At 67.7% G+C, this 16,900-nt stretch carries 17 protein-coding genes and 1 riboswitch; of the genes, 8 read left to right on the forward strand and 9 right to left on the reverse strand.

Annotation, left to right across the window (positions count from 1 at the left end; genetic code table 11):
* Nucleotides 1-12 precede the first annotated feature (12 nt).
* Together OHB24_RS41135 and OHB24_RS41140 are read left to right on the forward strand one after the other, a co-directional pair.
* Nucleotides 13-495, forward strand: a complete 483-nt coding sequence (locus OHB24_RS41135) for a GNAT family N-acetyltransferase (protein ID WP_327636388.1) — start codon at nt 13-15, stop codon at nt 493-495.
* Nucleotides 492-1,343, forward strand: a complete 852-nt coding sequence (locus OHB24_RS41140) for a 3-methyladenine DNA glycosylase (protein WP_327636389.1) — start codon at nt 492-494, stop codon at nt 1,341-1,343. The genes OHB24_RS41135 and OHB24_RS41140 overlap by 4 nt, the downstream gene beginning before the upstream one ends.
* A gap of 12 nt (nt 1,344-1,355) precedes the next feature.
* Here OHB24_RS41140 and OHB24_RS41145 read toward each other — a convergent pair whose 3' ends face one another.
* Entirely contained in the window at nt 1,356-2,249 is an 894-nt protein-coding gene (locus tag OHB24_RS41145; RefSeq protein WP_327636390.1) for a VOC family protein, read from the reverse strand.
* A complete protein-coding gene (locus tag OHB24_RS41150) occupies nt 2,239-3,630 on the reverse strand; it encodes a carboxylesterase/lipase family protein (protein ID WP_327636391.1) in 1,392 nt (463 codons plus the stop codon). Before OHB24_RS41150 ends, OHB24_RS41145 begins: the two co-directional genes overlap by 11 nt.
* A gap of 85 nt (nt 3,631-3,715) precedes the next feature.
* Between OHB24_RS41150 and OHB24_RS41155 the strand changes: the two genes are divergently transcribed.
* Entirely contained in the window at nt 3,716-4,354 is a 639-nt protein-coding gene (locus OHB24_RS41155; protein ID WP_327636392.1) for a CGNR zinc finger domain-containing protein, read from the forward strand.
* Nucleotides 4,355-4,363: 9 nt separating this feature from the next.
* The gene (locus OHB24_RS41160; RefSeq protein ID WP_327636393.1) at nt 4,364-4,561 is read left to right on the forward strand and encodes a hypothetical protein; all 198 of its coding nucleotides are present in this window, start codon (nt 4,364-4,366) and stop codon (nt 4,559-4,561) included.
* Here the strand turns inward: OHB24_RS41160 and OHB24_RS41165 are convergent.
* On the reverse strand, nt 4,545-5,192 hold the full coding sequence (locus OHB24_RS41165) for a class I SAM-dependent methyltransferase (protein WP_327636394.1): 648 nt from the start codon (nt 5,190-5,192) through the stop codon (nt 4,545-4,547). The genes OHB24_RS41160 and OHB24_RS41165 overlap by 17 nt on opposite strands.
* Nucleotides 5,189-6,013 (reverse strand): class I SAM-dependent methyltransferase, encoded by an 825-nt coding sequence (locus OHB24_RS41170; RefSeq protein WP_327636395.1) that lies wholly within the window; start codon nt 6,011-6,013, stop codon nt 5,189-5,191. The genes OHB24_RS41165 and OHB24_RS41170 overlap by 4 nt, the downstream gene beginning before the upstream one ends.
* 88 nt (nt 6,014-6,101) lie before the next feature.
* On the opposite strand from OHB24_RS41170, the gene OHB24_RS41175 reads away from it, so the two are divergent.
* The 4 genes from OHB24_RS41175 (at nt 6,102) to OHB24_RS41190 (ending at nt 12,244) form a co-directional block, all read left to right on the forward strand.
* The gene (locus OHB24_RS41175) at nt 6,102-7,367 is read left to right on the forward strand and encodes a Fic family protein (protein ID WP_327636396.1); all 1,266 of its coding nucleotides are present in this window, start codon (nt 6,102-6,104) and stop codon (nt 7,365-7,367) included.
* Between the two features lie 69 nt (nt 7,368-7,436).
* Complete coding sequence (locus tag OHB24_RS41180; protein WP_327636397.1) at nt 7,437-8,018, forward strand: DinB family protein; 582 nt, start codon at nt 7,437-7,439, stop codon at nt 8,016-8,018.
* A gap of 71 nt (nt 8,019-8,089) precedes the next feature.
* A riboswitch (cobalamin riboswitch) is annotated at nt 8,090-8,257 on the forward strand.
* A gap of 133 nt (nt 8,258-8,390) precedes the next feature.
* Complete coding sequence (locus OHB24_RS41185; protein WP_327636398.1) at nt 8,391-11,207, forward strand: ribonucleoside-diphosphate reductase subunit alpha; 2,817 nt, start codon at nt 8,391-8,393, stop codon at nt 11,205-11,207.
* A complete protein-coding gene (locus OHB24_RS41190) occupies nt 11,204-12,244 on the forward strand; it encodes a ribonucleotide-diphosphate reductase subunit beta (protein ID WP_327636399.1) in 1,041 nt (346 codons plus the stop codon). Before OHB24_RS41185 ends, OHB24_RS41190 begins: the two co-directional genes overlap by 4 nt.
* A 72-nt stretch (nt 12,245-12,316) precedes the next feature.
* Here OHB24_RS41190 and OHB24_RS41195 read toward each other — a convergent pair whose 3' ends face one another.
* The 5 genes from OHB24_RS41195 to OHB24_RS41215 form a co-directional block, all read right to left on the reverse strand.
* Nucleotides 12,317-13,165, reverse strand: coding sequence for an alpha/beta hydrolase (locus OHB24_RS41195; protein ID WP_327636400.1), 849 nt, complete (start codon nt 13,163-13,165; stop codon nt 12,317-12,319).
* Between the two features lie 78 nt (nt 13,166-13,243).
* Complete coding sequence (locus OHB24_RS41200) at nt 13,244-14,440, reverse strand: alginate lyase family protein (RefSeq protein WP_327636401.1); 1,197 nt, start codon at nt 14,438-14,440, stop codon at nt 13,244-13,246.
* A gap of 76 nt (nt 14,441-14,516) precedes the next feature.
* On the reverse strand, nt 14,517-15,095 hold the full coding sequence (locus OHB24_RS41205) for an isochorismatase family protein (RefSeq protein ID WP_327636402.1): 579 nt from the start codon (nt 15,093-15,095) through the stop codon (nt 14,517-14,519).
* A 12-nt stretch (nt 15,096-15,107) separates the two neighbouring features.
* Entirely contained in the window at nt 15,108-16,436 is a 1,329-nt protein-coding gene (locus OHB24_RS41210; protein WP_327636403.1) for an MFS transporter, read from the reverse strand.
* A gap of 4 nt (nt 16,437-16,440) precedes the next feature.
* Nucleotides 16,441-16,893 (reverse strand): MarR family winged helix-turn-helix transcriptional regulator, encoded by a 453-nt coding sequence (locus OHB24_RS41215; RefSeq protein WP_327636404.1) that lies wholly within the window; start codon nt 16,891-16,893, stop codon nt 16,441-16,443.
* Nucleotides 16,894-16,900 lie beyond the last annotated feature (7 nt).

A 16,900-nucleotide genomic window follows, 5' to 3' on the forward strand; every position in this document is an offset into this window, starting at 1 on the left:
GACAGTTATGCGGTGACTGTTGAGATCCGGGCGGCTGTTCCGGCGGAGTACGACGCGGTCGGCGAGCTGACCGTGGAGGCGTACTCGCACGACGGCTTCGTCAAGGGTGAGTACGCGATGACGCTGCGTGCAGCCGCGGACCGGGCCGCGAAGGCGGAGCTGTGGGTCGCGGCCGATGCTTCCGGCCTGCTGGGCACTGTCACCTACTGTCCTGTCGGCTCGGTCTACCGCGAGATCGGGCGGGACGACGAGGGCGAGTTCCGGATGCTCGGCGTGGCCGGTCGCGCGCGGGGCCTGGGAATCGGGACCGCGCTGACCGAGCGTTGCATCTCGCGAACGCGTGAGCTCGGGCAGCGGCGAATCGTCATGAGCAGCGCCGTCTACATGACCACGGCGCACCGCATCTACGAACGCCTCGGCTTCGTCCGCCTGCCGGAACGCGACTGGTCCCCCATCCCGGGCGTCGATCTGTACGCGTTCGCCCTGGACCTATGAGCATCACGCTGCCCGTTGCCGAGTGGTCGTCGTACGCCGAGGATCACGCCGCGCGCGTCGACGTACTGCTGGCGGACCACCTGGAACGGCGGCGCCGGCGGGAAGCGCATCCGGTCGAGGACTTCCTCTTCACCTACTACCCGACCCGGCCGAACCAGCTCCGCGTCTGGCATCCGGGACCTGGGATCCGGCTGGAAGACGCGGCTGCGTACGGCGATCGGCGCGGGTACGTCGTCGTCGACGGGACGGCGATGCTCGATCCCGCCGAGATCGAACGCCGCGCGGACAGCATCACGTGGATCCGCCGGTTGCTCGCGTCGACGCTCGATCGGCAGCCGCAGTTCGGGTGCTTCGGTCTGCACGAGTGGGCGATGGTCTACCGGACTCCCGACGTACGGCATGACGCTTGGCCGCTCCGGCTAGGTGCCGAGGGCACCGATCAGGTCGTGGACTCGCACAAGATCAGCTGTTCGCACTTCGACGCGTTCCGGTTCTTCACGACTCCTGCGCGCCCACTGAACACGCTCCAACCCGACCGCGAATCGCAGCCCGCCTTGGAACAAGGCGGCTGCCTGCACGCGAACATGGACCTCTACAAATGGGCGACCAAGCTGATGCCCTTCACCCCCAGCGCACTGCTCCTGGAGTGCTTCGAGCTCGCCCGCGACATCCGCACCCTCGACATGCGCGCATCGCCGTACGACCTGGCCGCCCTCGGCTACTCCCCCGTGCGGATCGAAACCCCTGAAGGCAAAGCGGAGTACACCGCCACCCAACGCACCTTCGCCGACCGCGCCCGCCCCCTCCGCCAGCAACTGACGACCCTCTGCGACGAGCTACTCGGCTAACGACTCTTCAGCTCACGTTGCGGTGAACGACACGGCGGTACCGGCACCGTGGCTGGCAGGCACCACAACGGTGTCGCCGGCCACGTCGAGAGGTACGTCGCGGTCAGTCAGCAAGTCACGAGTCGCTTCCAGGTCGGTCACTGCGACGGTGAAGTTCACCAGCGATGGAACGGCCGGGAGTTCGGCTCCGGGGATCAAAGCAGGCAGCGCGTCCGGCGAGACCACCCGTACTCGCGAAAGCCCCAAGTCGACCGTCCACACGTCACCCTCGCGGGTGGACTCGTGGCCGGTGTAGCTCGCGTACAGCGCGCCGTACCGCTGCGGGTCGTCGCCACAGACGGTGAGCTCGACGACGTCGACGGCGCCGTTGGCGTGGTGCTGGTAGCGCTCCTGGAAAATCAGCTCCGGGGTGAGGTGCTGCGCGACCTGCACCAGGGCCTCGGGGTTGGCCTCGGGCGGGAAGCCCATCGCCAGGGCCCGCATCGGCCTCGGCCCTTCGTCGGTGTCGACCGTCCGCTGGTACGGGTGGACGCCTCGGGTCGGCACGCCCTCGGCGACCAGCCGCTCGTGTACGGCCTCGATGTCGTCGGTGCCGAAATGCATGACGTGCAGGCCCTCGTAGCGCGACAGCGGCCGGTCCAGGTTGTACGGGCCCTTCTGCTCCGGCGTGACCTCGGCCCAGCGGGACGGATCGACGATGGCCAGCACTTCCAGGTAGTTGTGGGTGAAGATGGCGGTCCGATTCCCGGCGCCGATGAACTCCGGCTCGCCGTCGGGCCGGAGCTTGATCCGCGGCAAGGTCAGCGGTGTGAACGAGAACCCGAGGTGCTCGTACTGTCCTATGACGGCATCAAGGTCGCGGCTGATCAGCCCGACGTGGTGCAGGACGTTGGCGTCAGAGGTCATGGTCGTGCCTCCCTTTCGCAAAGTTGGTTGTCATCGGCAACGGGTCGCGGACGACGCCGGACCGGGTGTCGAAGATCATCGTGGGGCGGCCGTTGTCGTAGCGGGGCCAGGGCAAGTCGCCGCCAGGCTCGCCAGTGGCGGCGAAGCTCAGCCAGTTGCCGCGAATCCGCGCGGACAGCGCCTCCTGCTCGGCCGGGTCGGCGCCGGCAATCATGGGCGCCTTGGCCCAGGCGTCGGCGGTGCCGAACACCAGCGGCAGTTCCAGGCAGTGGCAAGCACCCAGTGGCGAATCGGTCGGCGCCCAGTCCAGCCGGTAGACCCACACCTCGCCGCCGGCGGCGGCAACCGCCTGGGCGAACGCGTGAGCGGGACCGGTGAACCAACGGTCGGTCATCACGTCCGCGGCGGGCTGACCGGAAACCATGGCCAACGCCTCGTCGCGCGTGGTGCCGACGATCAGCGGGATGCCGGCCTCCGCCGCACCGCGAGCAGCCGCCGACAGCAGCATCTCCGTGGACTCGAACCCGTCAGCAACCGGCAGGTACGGCGGCGCGACACCACCTGGCACCGCGGTCTCTTGGGCGACGAGCCTCGCCGCGGTCAGCAGCCGCCCCGCGGGTTCCTCGGTCAGCCGCTGCCGCAGTGCATCGGCGTCCAACTCCGGGTACCCCAGTGCGTCATGCAGCAGCGCCGCATTGTGCCGGGCCTCGCGACTGGTCAGCGGCAGGACACCACCAGGCGGGCTCTGCAGAATCGCGCGATGGAACAGCCCTCGCGCCTCGGGCAGCGTGAGCATCAGTAGCGTGCACAGTCCACCGGCGGACTGTCCGAACACCGTCACGTTGTCCGGATCGCCGCCGAAGGACTCGATGTTGTCGCGCACCCAGCGCAGGGCCTCGACCATGTCCAGCAGCCCTGCGTCGCCGTCACCTGCTCCCTCGACCCGCAGGTAGCCCAGCGGTCCGAGCCGGTAGTTGACGCCGACCACCACCACGCCGCCCTCCCGGGCCAGGGTGCTGCCGTCGTACCAGTCCAGCGCTCCGCCTCCACTGGAGAAACCGCCGCCGTGCAGCCACACCATCACCGGGCGACGAGGGCCGTCGACGGCCGGCGTAGTCACCGACACCTGCAGGCAGTCCTCGCTCTGCTCGCCGCTGAACTCCCCGACCGCCCCGACCAGCCGGGACGGACCCTGTGGGGCAACCACTGGACCGCCGGTCGCATCAAGTACGCCTGACCAGGGCACGACCGGCTTGGGCGCTGCGAACCGCAGGGCGCCCACCGGTGGTTGCGCGTACGGAATTCCAGTGAAGTGCAGCAGCCCACCGGCCTCGGCGCCGCGGACGGCGCCGAGCGGAGTGGCCGCCTCGAATGTGGTCATGGTGCGGTCCTGACTCGCGAGGTAGTGTTACAGGCGTTTGTTCTTTTACGTGTAACACCGTAGCCAGGGACTGGTGACAGGTCAAATGCACTTTGGGTACTACAACACGCTCGGACTCGAGCTGGCGGTGGACCTGGTCAACACCCGGTCCGAACCCACGGGCGCGGACGACCTCACCAGCGCCGCAGGACTGACCGACTTCCTTGCCCAGCACGCGGATCTGACCGCGCTGGAAGGCAACCCGGCCCTGCCCGCCGGGATCGACCTGGCGGCCGTCACCGCCCTGTACCGCGACGCAATGGCGAACTGGACCGCAACCGACGCCGACGCCATGGCAGCGCGCGACCTGCGCACGCAACTGCGTGCCGTGTTCGACACCGGCGCGCAGGACCCCGTCTCCGCAGCGACGGTGCTCAACGAGCACCTGCGCACCTACCGGGCACTCCCCCGCATCAGCACCGAGCACGGCGAACCGCACCTGCACTTCGAAGCCGCCGACGAGGGCCTGATCCACTGGCTCGCCGTCACCGCGCTGATGGGACTGGTGCTGTTCGTGTGCGACGGCAACGCTCGCCGGCTCGGCACCTGCGCATCGACCGCCTGTCGGAAAGCGTTCGTCGACCGATCCAGGAACAGCAGCAAGAGCTACTGCAGCGACACCTGCGCCCACCGCGAGAGCGTCGCCGCATTCCGCACCCGCCGCCGTTCCACCGGAGTCCGCTAACCTCCCCGCATGGGAAAGATCGTCGCCATCGCGTTCGCTGTACTGCTCGTCGCGATCGGCGGCGTCTGGACGCTGCAAGGCCTCGGCTACCTCAAGGGCAGCTCAATGACCGGCAGCACCCTGTGGGCGACCGTCGGCCCCATCGTCGCCGCCCTCGGCGTCTCCCTCCTGTACGTCGCAATCCGCGGCCCTAGAAAGCGCCAGTAGCCGGATTGGGGAGGTTGAGCCGGAGCACTGCCCACTGGTAGTGCATGACGCGGTCGTCGTCCCAGGTCATCCACTGCTCCACCACACCGTACCGGCCAAGCACCTCGCGCAGTCCCTCGTCGCTACGGATGCTGAAGAACCGGCCAGGCCCGTAGCCCGTGCCGTCCTCCCAGACATGCTCGCTCCCGTTGACATCTCCCCAGAGCCCGATTGCCAACGGTGCGCCCGGACGGAGTACTCGGACGATCTCCTGCAGTGCTTGGGCGAGATCTTCGTCGGCAACGTGCAGCAACGTGCTCATCGTCCAGCCGGCATCGAACGTCGCGTCCTCGAACGGCAGGTCCAGGATTGATGCGACCTCCGCGTGCAGGCTCAGCTCGCGGCAGGCATCGACACTGGCCGGCGACAGGTCCACGCCGGTGTAGGTGAATCCGGCCGCGGCGATCGCCTCCCCGTCGCGGCCGGGACCGCAGCCGAGTTCGAGGACGGTGTCGCGGCCTTCGGCGCGGAGTTGTTCGAGGTACGCCGTACGCCGGGCGACTCGCGGCTCGGGGAGGTCACGCTCGACGCGAGCCTGGATCTCGTTGGAGTAGTAGGTGATGAGGTCCTGCTCGCGTTCTGCGCGGCTCATGGCTTGGTGGCCTTCAAGGCGAAGAGGAGTGGGATGCGGGGGGCGGTGTCCGGGAGGCGCCACCAGCCGTTGGGGGTTTGTTGCATCGATGGCCAGCGGGGCCATGGGAGTACTTCGGACTCGCGGAGGCTGGTGAGTTGGAAGCCTGCGTCGGCGAGGGTCGTGGTGATTTCGCCTAGCCCGTGGCGCCATTCGTAGCTGGTCTGGCGGCCGGGGACCTCGTCGCCCGTGTAAGTGACGGTGGAGTCGTGAGCGATCGGCCCGCGGCCTTCGAGGTAGTCGGCGCGGAGCACGAGGTCCTCTGACTCGCCGGGCAGGGAGACCTCACGGAGTGCGTTGAGCAGCGGGTGGAACTCGACGATGTAGAGGACGCTGCCGGGCTTGAGCAGGTCGCGGACGACCTCGGCCCATTGCTTCAGCTCGGGTAGGTAGCAGAGCGCGCCTTTGCCGGTGTACACGATGTCGAACTGCCGTCCGTCGACCGCGTCCACGGCGTCGTACACATTGGCATGCACGTAGTCGATCTCAACGCCCGCATCGGCCGCGATCTGCCGGGCGGCCTCCAGCGACTTCTCGGACAGGTCGAGTCCACTGGTCCGCGCACCCCGTCGCGCGAACTCGATCGTCTCGGTCCCCAGATGGCACTGCAGATGCAGTACGTCGCGACCGCCGAGCGGGCCGAGATCCTCCCACTCGTAGTCCGCGAACCAGAACTCCGCGGGCCGGTCGTAGAACTCGCTCGCCGCATGCAGCGGGGCCCGTGCGTTCCAATCGGCCTGGTTAGCGGCCACCATCTGCTGCGTCCGAGCGTCCAGAGTCACAACCAGCAGTCTCCCCAAAGCCGGGTTCAGTTCGGGTTGTTTATCCACAACCCTTGTTCAAGGTTTGTGGATAAGCTTGAATAAGGGTATGGCCCGGGTTGAGTTGCACCGCTGGCCCGGGCACCCCGACGGGTTCACCCGGGCGGAACGCCTGGGCGGGTCGTACGAGCTGTATTTCCCCGACCCGCTGGTCGGGCGTGAGTTCGACCTGTCCGCCGACGTACTCGCACTGCTCGAGGACGCCGCCGGCGATCTGGCCCGCCTGGACGCGACGGCCGCCGTCCTGACGAACAGCGAGGCGTTAGCGCGGTTGCTGCTGCGCGCCGAAGCGGTCGGGTCGTCGCACATCGAGGGGCTCGTCGTCGGCGCGCGCAGGTTGCTGAAGGCCGACGTACTGCGGGAGCGCATCAGCGACGTGACCGCCGAAGAAGTGCTCGGCGCGGTCGACGCGATGACGTGGGTGACCGAGTCCGTCCAGGCCGGGGACAAGCTCGAGGTCGACCATCTGCTCGAGGCGCATCGCCTTCTGATGGCGCAGTCGCCGCATCCGGAGTTCGGCGGCGAGGTCCGCTACCTGCAGAACTGGATCGGCGGCCGCTCCCCCGCCGAGGCCTACTACGTGCCTCCGCCGGCGCAACTGATCCCCGAACTGCTCGCGGACCTGATGACGTTCGTCCGCGAATCGGGGCTGCCGGTGCTGGCGAAGACCGCGATCGCGCACGCGCAGTTCGAGACGATCCACCCGTTCGCCGACGGCAACGGCCGGACCGGGCGCGCACTGATCCACCTGATCCTGCGCGCCGACGGCCTGATCACACGCACCGTGCCGCCGGTCTCGCTCTCGCTCGCCACCCACGCCGCGGACTACATCGAAGCACTGACAGCCTTCCGGTACGTCGGGCGCGCGACGACCGCGAAGGCCCGCGCGGCCGCGAACCCGTGGTTGCGGATGTTCGCGAAGGCCTGCACGCACGCGACCGCCGAAGCCGCACGCTTCGAGCAGAACGCCGCCGAACTCAAGGCCGAATGGCGGGAACGCGCGGCGCCGGTCCGCGCCGGCTCCGCAGCCGAACTGCTGATCGAGGCACTGCCGGCCGCGCCGGTCCTGACGCTCGCGGCCGCGGCCCAACTCATCGACCGCTCCCAGCAGGCCGCGAACCAGGGCCTGGCGCGACTGGTCGAGGCGGGCATCCTGCGTGAGGTCACCGACGGGCGCCGGAACCGCGTCTACGAGGCGCCCGAACTGATCGACGCCTTCACGTTGCTGGAGCGTCGCTTCGCGAGCCCGGCCGCGGACACCCGGATCGAAGCGCCTAGCAGACCAGTCCCCGCGAGGCCAGAACCGACACACTAGGCGGTTTGACTTTCCGGTCGCGATCGAGCAAGAATTCGAACACATGTTCGATCGTACAGGGGAGTTGTGATGCCGGAGGCGTTCGACTGGGACATCCTGCACCGGCCGTCGGCGATGGCGATGGTGCGCGGCCAGCTCGGATTCAGCTGGATGGTGCTGTCCGGGCGGCTCGCCCATCTGACCGACGAGCAGTACTTCTGGCGACCGAGCAGTGAGGCGCTCACCGTCGTACGGCGGCATTACACCGGGCAGTTCCGGCCGCTCGGGTCCGGCGAGTGGGTCGCCCAGTGGCCGGACGAGCCGGACCATCGCGGACCGCGGACGATCGCCTGGCTGATTGCGCATCTGACCGAGATGTTCTTCGAGCGCTGGGAGTGGACGTTCGGCGAGAGCCGGCAAGGGCGGGCCGACATCACGTTGCACGGCAACGCCCGGGACGCGGTCGCCTGGCTGACCTACTGGGTCGAGGCCTGGCAGGACGCCATCGCCGGGCTGGACGAGGACGCGGCGCTGACGATCGGCCTGAGCCAGGCCAACGAACTGGACGCCTCCGAGCCGTTCGGCCACGTCGTCCTGCGGCTGAACCGCGAGCTGATCCATCACGGCTCGGAGATCATGACGCTCCAGGATCTCTACGCGGTCGCAGCGTGAGTCGAGGACGAGGACCACAAGATGTGCGACACGCGGCGTGGCGCTACCACAACATCTAGATCCATCCGCCTAGCATCACTACTACTGGTGGTTCGGAACGGTCAGCACCACAAGATGTTGATCATTCCGAGGCAACAGGGGAATCCGGTGCGAATCCGGAGCTGCCCCGCAACGGTGTGCGGGCGCGACGTCGCGTCGCGTTCGCGAGCCCGGATACCTGCCACCGGTGCGTGTACCGCCGGTGCACGCGGTCCGAGATCTCGCGGGTGGGTCGCAGGGCGTGACGGCAGTGTTCCCGGCCGGTGCTGCCGGTCCCGTCATGCGCCCGCTCGCGTGGTCCCGGGTCTTCGAACTCTTCTGGAGTGCACACCTGTGACCATTGCTTCCTCATCTGTCGGTTCATCGACGGCGGAGCTTCGCACGGAGCTCACCGTCATCCGCCGCGACGGCAGCAGTACACCGTTCGATGCCACCAAGATCTCCGTCGCCGTGACGAAGGCGTTCCTCGCCGTCGAGGGCTCCGACGCGGGCGCCACCCACCGGGTCCGAGACCTGGTGACCGACCTGACCGGCCGGGTCGTCGCCGCCTTGACCAGCCGCGGTGACACTCGCCGCAGCGTGCAGGTCGAGGACATCCAGGACCAGGTCGAGCTGGCGCTGATGCGCGCCGGCGAACACCAGGTCGCCCGTGCCTACGTGCTGTACCGCGAGGAGCGGACCAAGGCCCGCACACCGGCCGACGCGACCGGCGTCACCGAGAAGCCGGCGCTGTCCGTCCGCGCGGCCGACGGCAGCCGATCCCCGCTCGACGTCGACCGGCTCCGCGTGATCGTCGCCGAGGCCGCCGCCGGGCTTGACGCGGTCGACCCCGAACTGATCCTGAACGAGACGCTCGGCGCCTGCTACGACGGCATCGCGCAACACGAGGTCGAGCTCGCGCTGGTGATGGCCGCGCGGTCGTACGTCGAGACCGAGCCGCAGTACAGCTTCGCCGCGTCCCGCCTGCTGCTGGACCAGATCCGCCGCGAGGCACTGGGCCGCGTCCACGGCGAGCCCCGGCAGGCGAGCCAGGCCGACATGACCACGGCGTACGTCGACTACTTCCCGCGCTACATCCAGACCGGTATCGAGGCCGGGCAGCTCGACCCCGAGCTCGGCCGCTTCGACCTCGACCGGCTCGCCGCGGCGATCAAGCCCGAGGCCGATCTGAACTTCACCTTTCTGAGCCTGCAGACGCTCTACGACCGCTATCTGCTGCACCTCGACAAGGTGCGGTACGAGCTGCCGCAGGCGTTCTTCCTCCGGGTCGCGATGGGGATGGCGCTCCGTGAGGACGACCGCGAGGCGCGGGCGATCGAGTTCTACGAGCTGCTCAGCTCGTTCCGCTTCATGTCGTCGACGCCGACCCTGTTCAACTCCGGCACCACCCGGCCGCAGCTGTCGTCGTGCTTCCTGACCACCGTCGACGACGACCTGGCGGGCATCTTCAGCGGCATCCGCAACAACGCTCTGCTCGCGAAGTACTCCGGCGGTCTCGGCAACGACTGGACCCCGGTCCGCGGCATCGGCGCCCACATCCGCGGCACCAACGGCGAGTCCCAAGGCGTCGTACCGTTCCTCAAAATCGCCAACGACACAGCTGTAGCTGTGAATCAGGGCGGAAAAAGAAAGGGCGCGGTGTGTGCGTATCTCGAGACGTGGCATATCGACGTCGAGGAGTTTCTCGATCTGCGGAAGAACACCGGTGACGAGCGGCGTCGTACGCATGACATGAACACGGCGAACTGGGTGCCGGACCTGTTCCTGCAGCGCGTGGAGGCCGGCGGGGAGTGGACACTGTTCTCCCCCAACGAGGTGCCGGACCTGCACGATCTGTACGGCGCTGCGTTCGCCGAGGCCTACGCGGCGTACGAAGCGGCCGCTGATCGCGGAGAGATCCGGGTGTTCAAGCGGGTCAAGGCCGTTGACCTCTGGCGGCGGATGCTGACCGTGCTGTTCGAGACCGGGCACCCGTGGATCACGTTCAAGGACGCCTGCAACCTGCGCTCGCCGCAGCAGCACGACGGCGTCGTCCACTCGTCGAACCTGTGCACCGAGATCACGCTGAACACGACCGTCGAGGAGACCGCAGTCTGCAACCTCGGCTCGGTCAACCTGGTCCCTCATCTGACCGAAGACGGTCTCGACGCCGACCTGCTCCGCGACACCGTGAACACCGCGGTACGGATGCTCGACAACGTCATCGACGTGAACTTCTACACCACCCCGGAGTCGGAGCGCGCCAATCAGCGGCACCGCCCGGTCGGCCTCGGCCTGATGGGGTTCGCGGACGCGTTGTTCATGCTGCGGATTCCGTACGCGTCCGACGCCGCGGTCGAGTTCGCGGACCGCTCGATGGAGCAGATCAGCTACCACGCGATTGAGGCGTCCAATGATCTCGCGGCCGAGCGCGGCCGGTACTCGTCGTACGACGGATCGCTGTGGAGCCTCGGGATCCTGCCGATCGACTCGCTCGACCTGCTGCACACGGCGCGCGACGGCGACGTGATCATCGACCGCGACGCGCAACTGGACTGGGACGGTCTGCGCGCGAAGGTCCTGCGTGACGGCATGCGGAACTCGAACGTGATGGCGATCGCCCCGACCGCGACGATCTCCAACATCTGCGGTGTGAGCCAGTCGATCGAGCCGACGTACAGCAACCTGTTCGTGAAGTCGAACATGTCCGGCGAGTTCACCGTCGCCAACCCGTACCTGGTCGCCGACCTGAAGGCGCGCGGGCTGTGGGACCAGGTGATGGTGTCGGACCTGAAGTACCACGACGGCGTGGTCGCGGGGATCGAGCGGATCCCGGCCGACCTGCGCGAGCTGTACGCGACGGCGTTCGAGATCGACCCGCTCTGGCTGGTGAAGGCGGCGTCGCGGCGGCAGAAGTGGATCGACCAGGCGCAGTCGCTGAACCTCTACATGGCGAAGCCGTCCGGCCGGGCGCTCGACGAGCTTTACCGGTCAGCTTGGCGTTATGGCCTCAAGACGACTTATTACCTGCGTTCCCAGTCAGCGACCCATGTCGAGAAGTCCACGCTGAAGGGCACCGACGGCCGGCTGAACGCCGTACCAGTATCTGTTCCAGAGCCGACTGGAGCTGTCTGCTCCATCGACGACCCCGACTGCGAGGCCTGCCAGTGACCACCATTTCTGTTGGAGCAGCACGAGTTGAAGTTGCCGACAAGGCAATGATCAACTCACGCGCGGACGTGAACCAACTGCTGCCGCTGAAGTACACGTGGGCCTGGGAGAAATACCTTGCCGGGTGCAACAACCACTGGATGCCCACCGAGGTCTCGATGCAGGCCGACATCTCACTGTGGAAGTCGAAAGACGGCCTGACCGACGACGAGCGCCTGATGCTCAAGCGCAACCTAGGGTTCTTCGCCACCGCGGAGTCCCTGGTCGCGAACAACATCGTGCTCGCCGTCTACCGTCAGCTGAGCAACCCCGAGTGCCGGCAGTACCTGCTCCGCCAGGCGTTCGAGGAGGCCGTGCACACGCACACCTTCCAGTACATCTGCACCTCACTCGGTCTCGACGAGGGCGAGCTGTTCAACATGTACCGAGAGGTGCCGTCGATCTCCGACAAGGACGCGTGGGCGCTGAAGTACACACAGCACCTGGAGGACCCGGATTTCCGCACCGGTACGCCGGAAGCGGACACCGCGTTCCTCCGCGACCTGATCGCGTTCTACGTGGTGTTCGAGGGGATGTGGTTCTACACCGGGTTCGCGCAGATCCTGTCGCTCGGCCGGCGGAACAAGATGGTCGGGATCGCCGAGCAGTACCAGTACATCCTGCGCGACGAGTCGATCCACCTGAACTTCGGCATCGACTGCATCAACCAGATCAAGCAGGAGAACCCGCACCTGTGGACGACGGCGTTCCAGGCCGAGGTCCGGCAGATGCTGACCGAGGCGTGCGAGCTGGAGGTCGCCTACGGCCGCGCCACCATGCCCAACGGCATGCTCGGCCTGACCGCGGACCTGTGCGAGCAGTACATGCACTTCGTCACGGACCGCAGAGCGGAACAAATCGGTATCGAACCGATCTTCGGTGAAACGCGGAACCCCTTCGGATGGATGTCAGAGGTGATGGACCTGAAGAAGGAGAAAAACTTCTTCGAGACCCGGGTGATCGAGTACCAGTCCGCCAGCGGACTCAGCTGGGACTGACCCACCAGACCGGGAGGCCCGCGGTGCAACTCGCCGCTCCGCGGGCCTTCCGCCGGCTCGCCCTAGCTGCCGTCAGTTCGTCGGGTCGTGCTTGCGGATGAACTCGAGTGCAGTCAGCGCGACCTCTTCCCACCCGTGGTCGATCACCAGCGAGTGCCCTCGGCCGGGCAGCTCGACGAACTCGGTGACACCGGTGTTCTTGGTGTGCTGTTTGTACGCCGCGTGCGTGATCGCATGCGGGACCGTGTGGTCCTTCTCCCCCGACACCAGCAGGATCGGGCCGCGGTTCTCCGCCTTGTAGTCGACCTTGGTCTCACTGAACGGGTTCAGGTTCGCCACGGCGGCCTGGAAGATCGGTACGCCGGACGCCGCGACGTGGAACTCGTCGTACAACTGCCGGGCCTCCTCCTCGTCGAGGTTGTTCGCCCAGCCGTACTTGAACTCGTCGAACGTCAGCGTCACCGACCGGCGGGCGTTCGCCGGGTTCCCCAGCACCGGCGAGCCGGCCTTCAACGCGGACGGCGGCAACGGCAGTACGCCGCGACCCGGCGCCGGATCGATCGACACGGTGACAGCGGCCGCACCTGTACCGGCGATCTTCTGCGCGATCAGCCCACCGAACGAGTGCCCGACGACGGCGGGCTTGCGGTCCAGGTCACCGATCGCTTCCAGGTAGTGATCGGTGACGGCCTGGACCATCTTGCGCGCGAACACCTCGGGGTGGTCGCGCGCCTCGGCCACCGTCTCCGGATCGTCCGGCCAGCCCGGCGCGATGGTGCTGTAGCCGTTCTCCTCGAACAACCGGCGCCATCGGTCCCAGCTGCTGGACAGCAGCCAGAGACCGTGGACGAACACCACCGGTTGCTTGCCGGACGCGTTGGCCCCCTCGACTTCCGACTGTTCGCGATCAGTGAGCGACATAGTCCCCCTCCTCGGACTCGGAATGCTTGCGATGCTAGTCCTGCGGATCGCCGACACCCCAGCAGTCGAGGAGATTGGTCAGCGGGGGTTGTTGGCGTGGGTGAGGGTTTCCCAGGCGAAGAAGTAGTTGGCGCCTGCGGGGCGTTTGGCTTCGGTGTAGGCCAGAGTTGTGGGCATCTGCCGGCCGAGCCGGTTGTGGTAGTGGTTGTAGACGATCTCGGTGACGGCTCCCAGGCCCAACTTCACCGTTCCGCCGCAGAGGTCGGGCGGAACAGCCGCGCCGTTCTCCAGGCGGGTGTGGAAGTAGTAGCCGTCGGTCAGGCGCTTGCCGGCTTCGCCGTACAGATCGACCCCCTGGTGCCAGGCGGTCTCGGCGACGTGGGTGGCGGCGGTCAGACCCCAGCCGGTGTGGCCGAAGTCGCGGCAGGTCTCCTGGGCGAGCCCGTTCGTGAACGTCGACTGTCCCTGCCAGTAGTCGACGATCTCGTCGCGGCTGTCCATCGGGCAGGTCGTCGGCGCCTTCGGGTAGGCGCCGTCGCTGGTCTCGTAGATGTAGCCGGGCAGCCGGCCGCGCCAGATGCTGATCGCCTTGTTGAAGGCGGCGTGGTCGTCGAGGAAGACAGCGATCCCGATCGCCGCGTCCGTCATGATCAGCTCCCAGTTGCCGTTCTTGCAGCCGGCGCCGTTGCGGACCTCGGGCAGGTAGATCGTGCGCAGCATCGTCTCGAACCGCACGCGCTGCGCCCACGGACCGCCGTACGTGTGCTTGATCAGTTCGCCGGCGCGGGAGAACGACGCGCCGGACCAACCGGTCTGCAGCGGTGCGTTCGTGTTGGTGTGGTCCTGCAGTACGGCGGACCACGCGTCCATGATCTGGATCGACTTCTTGGCGTAGCGGTCGTCGCGCGTGATGTACCAGAGCAGTGCGTGCGTGTACGCGGCGAGCGCGTCGTTGCGCTCGTCGGTACAGCCGTTGTTCGGGATCGAGTTCGAGCCACACTCGACGACGGCGCGTGGTTTCGGTGTGTACGCGAGGTCGGCGTACGAGCTGGCTTTCATCGCGTCGTACGCCGACGTCTGCGGCTGGGCTCCGGCCAGGACCTGCCGGCGGGCGAAGTCGAGTTGGGCCTTGTCGACGAGCACACCGGGATGTTTGAACGCGGCCGGAGCCGGCGGTGGACCGGCGGTGCTCGGCTGGGCGACGGCCAGTACGGCGGCGGCCGCGATCAGCGCTGTGGTCAGGGCGAGCAGGAGTGGGCGGTGCAGTCGGATCATGGGCGGTCTCCTGGGCGTATGGGCGCGCCAGGAAGCTACCCAGCGACCAGGTATTTGTAAACCTTCCTAGCCAAATTCATTCGAGCAGCGCGAGGATCTCCGCCGTCGAGCCGGTCTCCCCCAGCCGCGGGAAGATCCAGTTCAGCGAGTTCTCGTGGGCGGAGGCGTTCAGGTCGGTCATCGCGTCGGTGGCGAGGGTGACGTGATAGCCGTGCTCGTACGCCGCTCGCGCGGTCGACTCCACGCCGATACTGGTGGCGACGCCGGTCACCACGATCTGCGTGATGCCGCGGCGGCGCAGGTGCACGTCGAGGTCGGTGCCGTGGAACGCGCCCCAGTTGCGCTTGGTCACGACGATGTCCTCGGCATGACCGGCCAATTGATCGACGATCTGGTCCGCACCAGCCGGTGGCGTCCCGCCGCCGGAACGCGGCGCCTGCTCGGTCCGGCTGGTCAGCTGGTCGGCACCGTCCGCGGCGAAGCTGACGCGGACCAGGACGACCGGAAGGTCGTGCTTGCGGAAAGCGTCGGCGAGCTCGACTGTCTTGCCGATCACGTCCGCGGTGGAATGCGGCGTACCGGGCAGTCCGGCGACACCGTTCTGCAGGTCGATGACGACGAGGGCGGTCTTCGGGTCAAGGGTGGTGACAGTCACGGTTGAACCTCTCTATTCGGGTAGGTCGAGCAAGGTGACCAGCAAAAGCAGTCCGGCGACGACGAGCAGAAAGATCGCCAGGTCGTGCAGTCCGGCCGTGGTCGCGCCGTATTGGAAGAAGTGGGCGTTCGCCGCGGCGGAGATGAGTGCGCCGACGTACACGCAGGTGCGCAGCAGGCCCGCGGACGAGCCGATGCGGGCCGGATCGGCCTGCTTGTACAGGGCGGTCTGGTTGGCGAGGTTGTTGAGGCCTTGCGGTACGCCGGCGATCACGCCGACGACGGCGAGGACCCAGATCGGCGTACTCGGGCCGACGAACAGCTGCGCGGCCGCAGCCAGCAGCAGAAAGAGGCCTCCGGCAACGAGTTTGCCGCGGATCGCGGCCCGTCGACCGGTCAGCGCGGTGATCACCACCGCAGCCAGCGACAGCGGCAGCAGGAGCAGTCCGGCGGAGGACGCACCGAGTCCGCGGGCCTCCTCCAGCCATTGGGTGAATCCGTAGAGGAACGAGTACGCGCCGACGAAGGCGAGCACCTGTCGCGCGTAGGTCAGGATCAGCGGCCGGTTGCCGCCCAGTACGCGCAGGTCGATAAACGGCGCCACGACCCGCAACTGCGCGATCACGAACGCCGTACCGAGGGCCATCGCGAGCACCAGCAGGTACCAGCGCGAGACCCGCGGTTGCATGAGGAAGAACATCAGCGAGACCAACGTGCCGGCGAACAACACGATGCCGACGTAGTCCAGCCCGCCCGCGCCCCGCGAACGCACGCGCCGCGGTAGCCAGAGCGTGCCGAGGACCACGCAGATCACCGACAGCGGAACGTTGATCGTGAAGATCAGGTGCCAGCCGCCGAGTCCGATCAGGAGTCCGCCCAGCGTGGGGCCGATCACCGCGATCACCTGGTTCGCGATCGACAGGCTGCTGAGGATCGCGGCGGGCGTGTCCATCCCGGTCCGGTCGGCCTCGCTGCGGATCAAGGACATCGACGCCGGGTACGCCGCCGACGTACCGAAGCCGAGGAGGACGCGCGACGCGACGAGTACGCCGAGGTTGGGGGCCAGCGCGCCGAGCAGACCGGCCAGGCCGACGAGCGAGGTGGCGAACAGGTAGAGCGGTCGCGGCCCGAACAGGTCGACGAGTCGGCCCATCACGGGCTGACCGACCGCGGTGGCCAGGTACAGGCCGGTGACCAGCCATGCGGTCTGCGACGGCGGTACGCCGAACGCCGCGCCGATCGGGATCAGCGCGACCGCGAGCATCGACGAGTTGACCGGATTGAGGATCGACCCGACGAGCATCGGGGCGATGAGATGCCGGTCGAAGCGCCCCGTCACCATGCTGTCAACGCCCGGTCGCCGCCTCGATCGCGTGGTCCAGCAGCGCGAGCGCCTTGAGGATGTCCTGCCGCTCGGCCTCCGTGCAGTGGTCCTGCAACGTCCGCGCCAGCCATTCCTGCCGGACCTTGCGATCCCCCTGCAGGCGATGCCGACCGGCCGTGGTCAGCGACACGACCTGCCGCCGGCCGTCCTCGGGATCGGGGTGCCGCTGGATCAGATCGGCCTCACGCAGCGCGGCCAGAATCGCCGCGATCGACTGCGGCCGGATCCGCTCCGCCGCCGCCAACTCGCTCGCCGACGCCGGCCCGTCCTTGTCCAACCGACTCAGCACCGACGACTGCGAAGGCGTCAGATCATCGGTCTCGGCCAACTCCTTCAACCGCCGCTTGACCCGCCCGAACACCACCCGCACTTCACTGGCAGCCTGGGTCGCGGACGTGGAAATCCGTTCGTTCACCCCACCA

The sequence above is a fragment of the Kribbella sp. NBC_00482 genome, assembly GCF_036013725.1.
GTDB lineage: Bacteria > Actinomycetota > Actinomycetes > Propionibacteriales > Kribbellaceae > Kribbella.

Coding starts and splice junctions, on each gene's coding strand:
- OHB24_RS41140 (WP_327636389.1), top strand. CDS start 492: ATGAGCATCACGCTGCCCGTTGCCGAGTGGTCGTCGTACGCCGAGGAT.
- OHB24_RS41145 (WP_327636390.1), bottom strand. CDS start 2,249: ATGACCTCTGACGCCAACGTCCTGCACCACGTCGGGCTGATCAGCCGC.
- OHB24_RS41150 (WP_327636391.1), bottom strand. CDS start 3,630: ATGACCACATTCGAGGCGGCCACTCCGCTCGGCGCCGTCCGCGGCGCC.
- OHB24_RS41155 (WP_327636392.1), top strand. CDS start 3,716: ATGCACTTTGGGTACTACAACACGCTCGGACTCGAGCTGGCGGTGGAC.
- OHB24_RS41160 (WP_327636393.1), top strand. CDS start 4,364: ATGGGAAAGATCGTCGCCATCGCGTTCGCTGTACTGCTCGTCGCGATC.
- OHB24_RS41165 (WP_327636394.1), bottom strand. CDS start 5,192: ATGAGCCGCGCAGAACGCGAGCAGGACCTCATCACCTACTACTCCAAC.
- OHB24_RS41175 (WP_327636396.1), top strand. CDS start 6,102: ATGGCCCGGGTTGAGTTGCACCGCTGGCCCGGGCACCCCGACGGGTTC.
- OHB24_RS41180 (WP_327636397.1), top strand. CDS start 7,437: ATGCCGGAGGCGTTCGACTGGGACATCCTGCACCGGCCGTCGGCGATG.
- OHB24_RS41195 (WP_327636400.1), bottom strand. CDS start 13,165: ATGTCGCTCACTGATCGCGAACAGTCGGAAGTCGAGGGGGCCAACGCG.
- OHB24_RS41200 (WP_327636401.1), bottom strand. CDS start 14,440: ATGATCCGACTGCACCGCCCACTCCTGCTCGCCCTGACCACAGCGCTG.
- OHB24_RS41210 (WP_327636403.1), bottom strand. CDS start 16,436: ATGGTGACGGGGCGCTTCGACCGGCATCTCATCGCCCCGATGCTCGTC.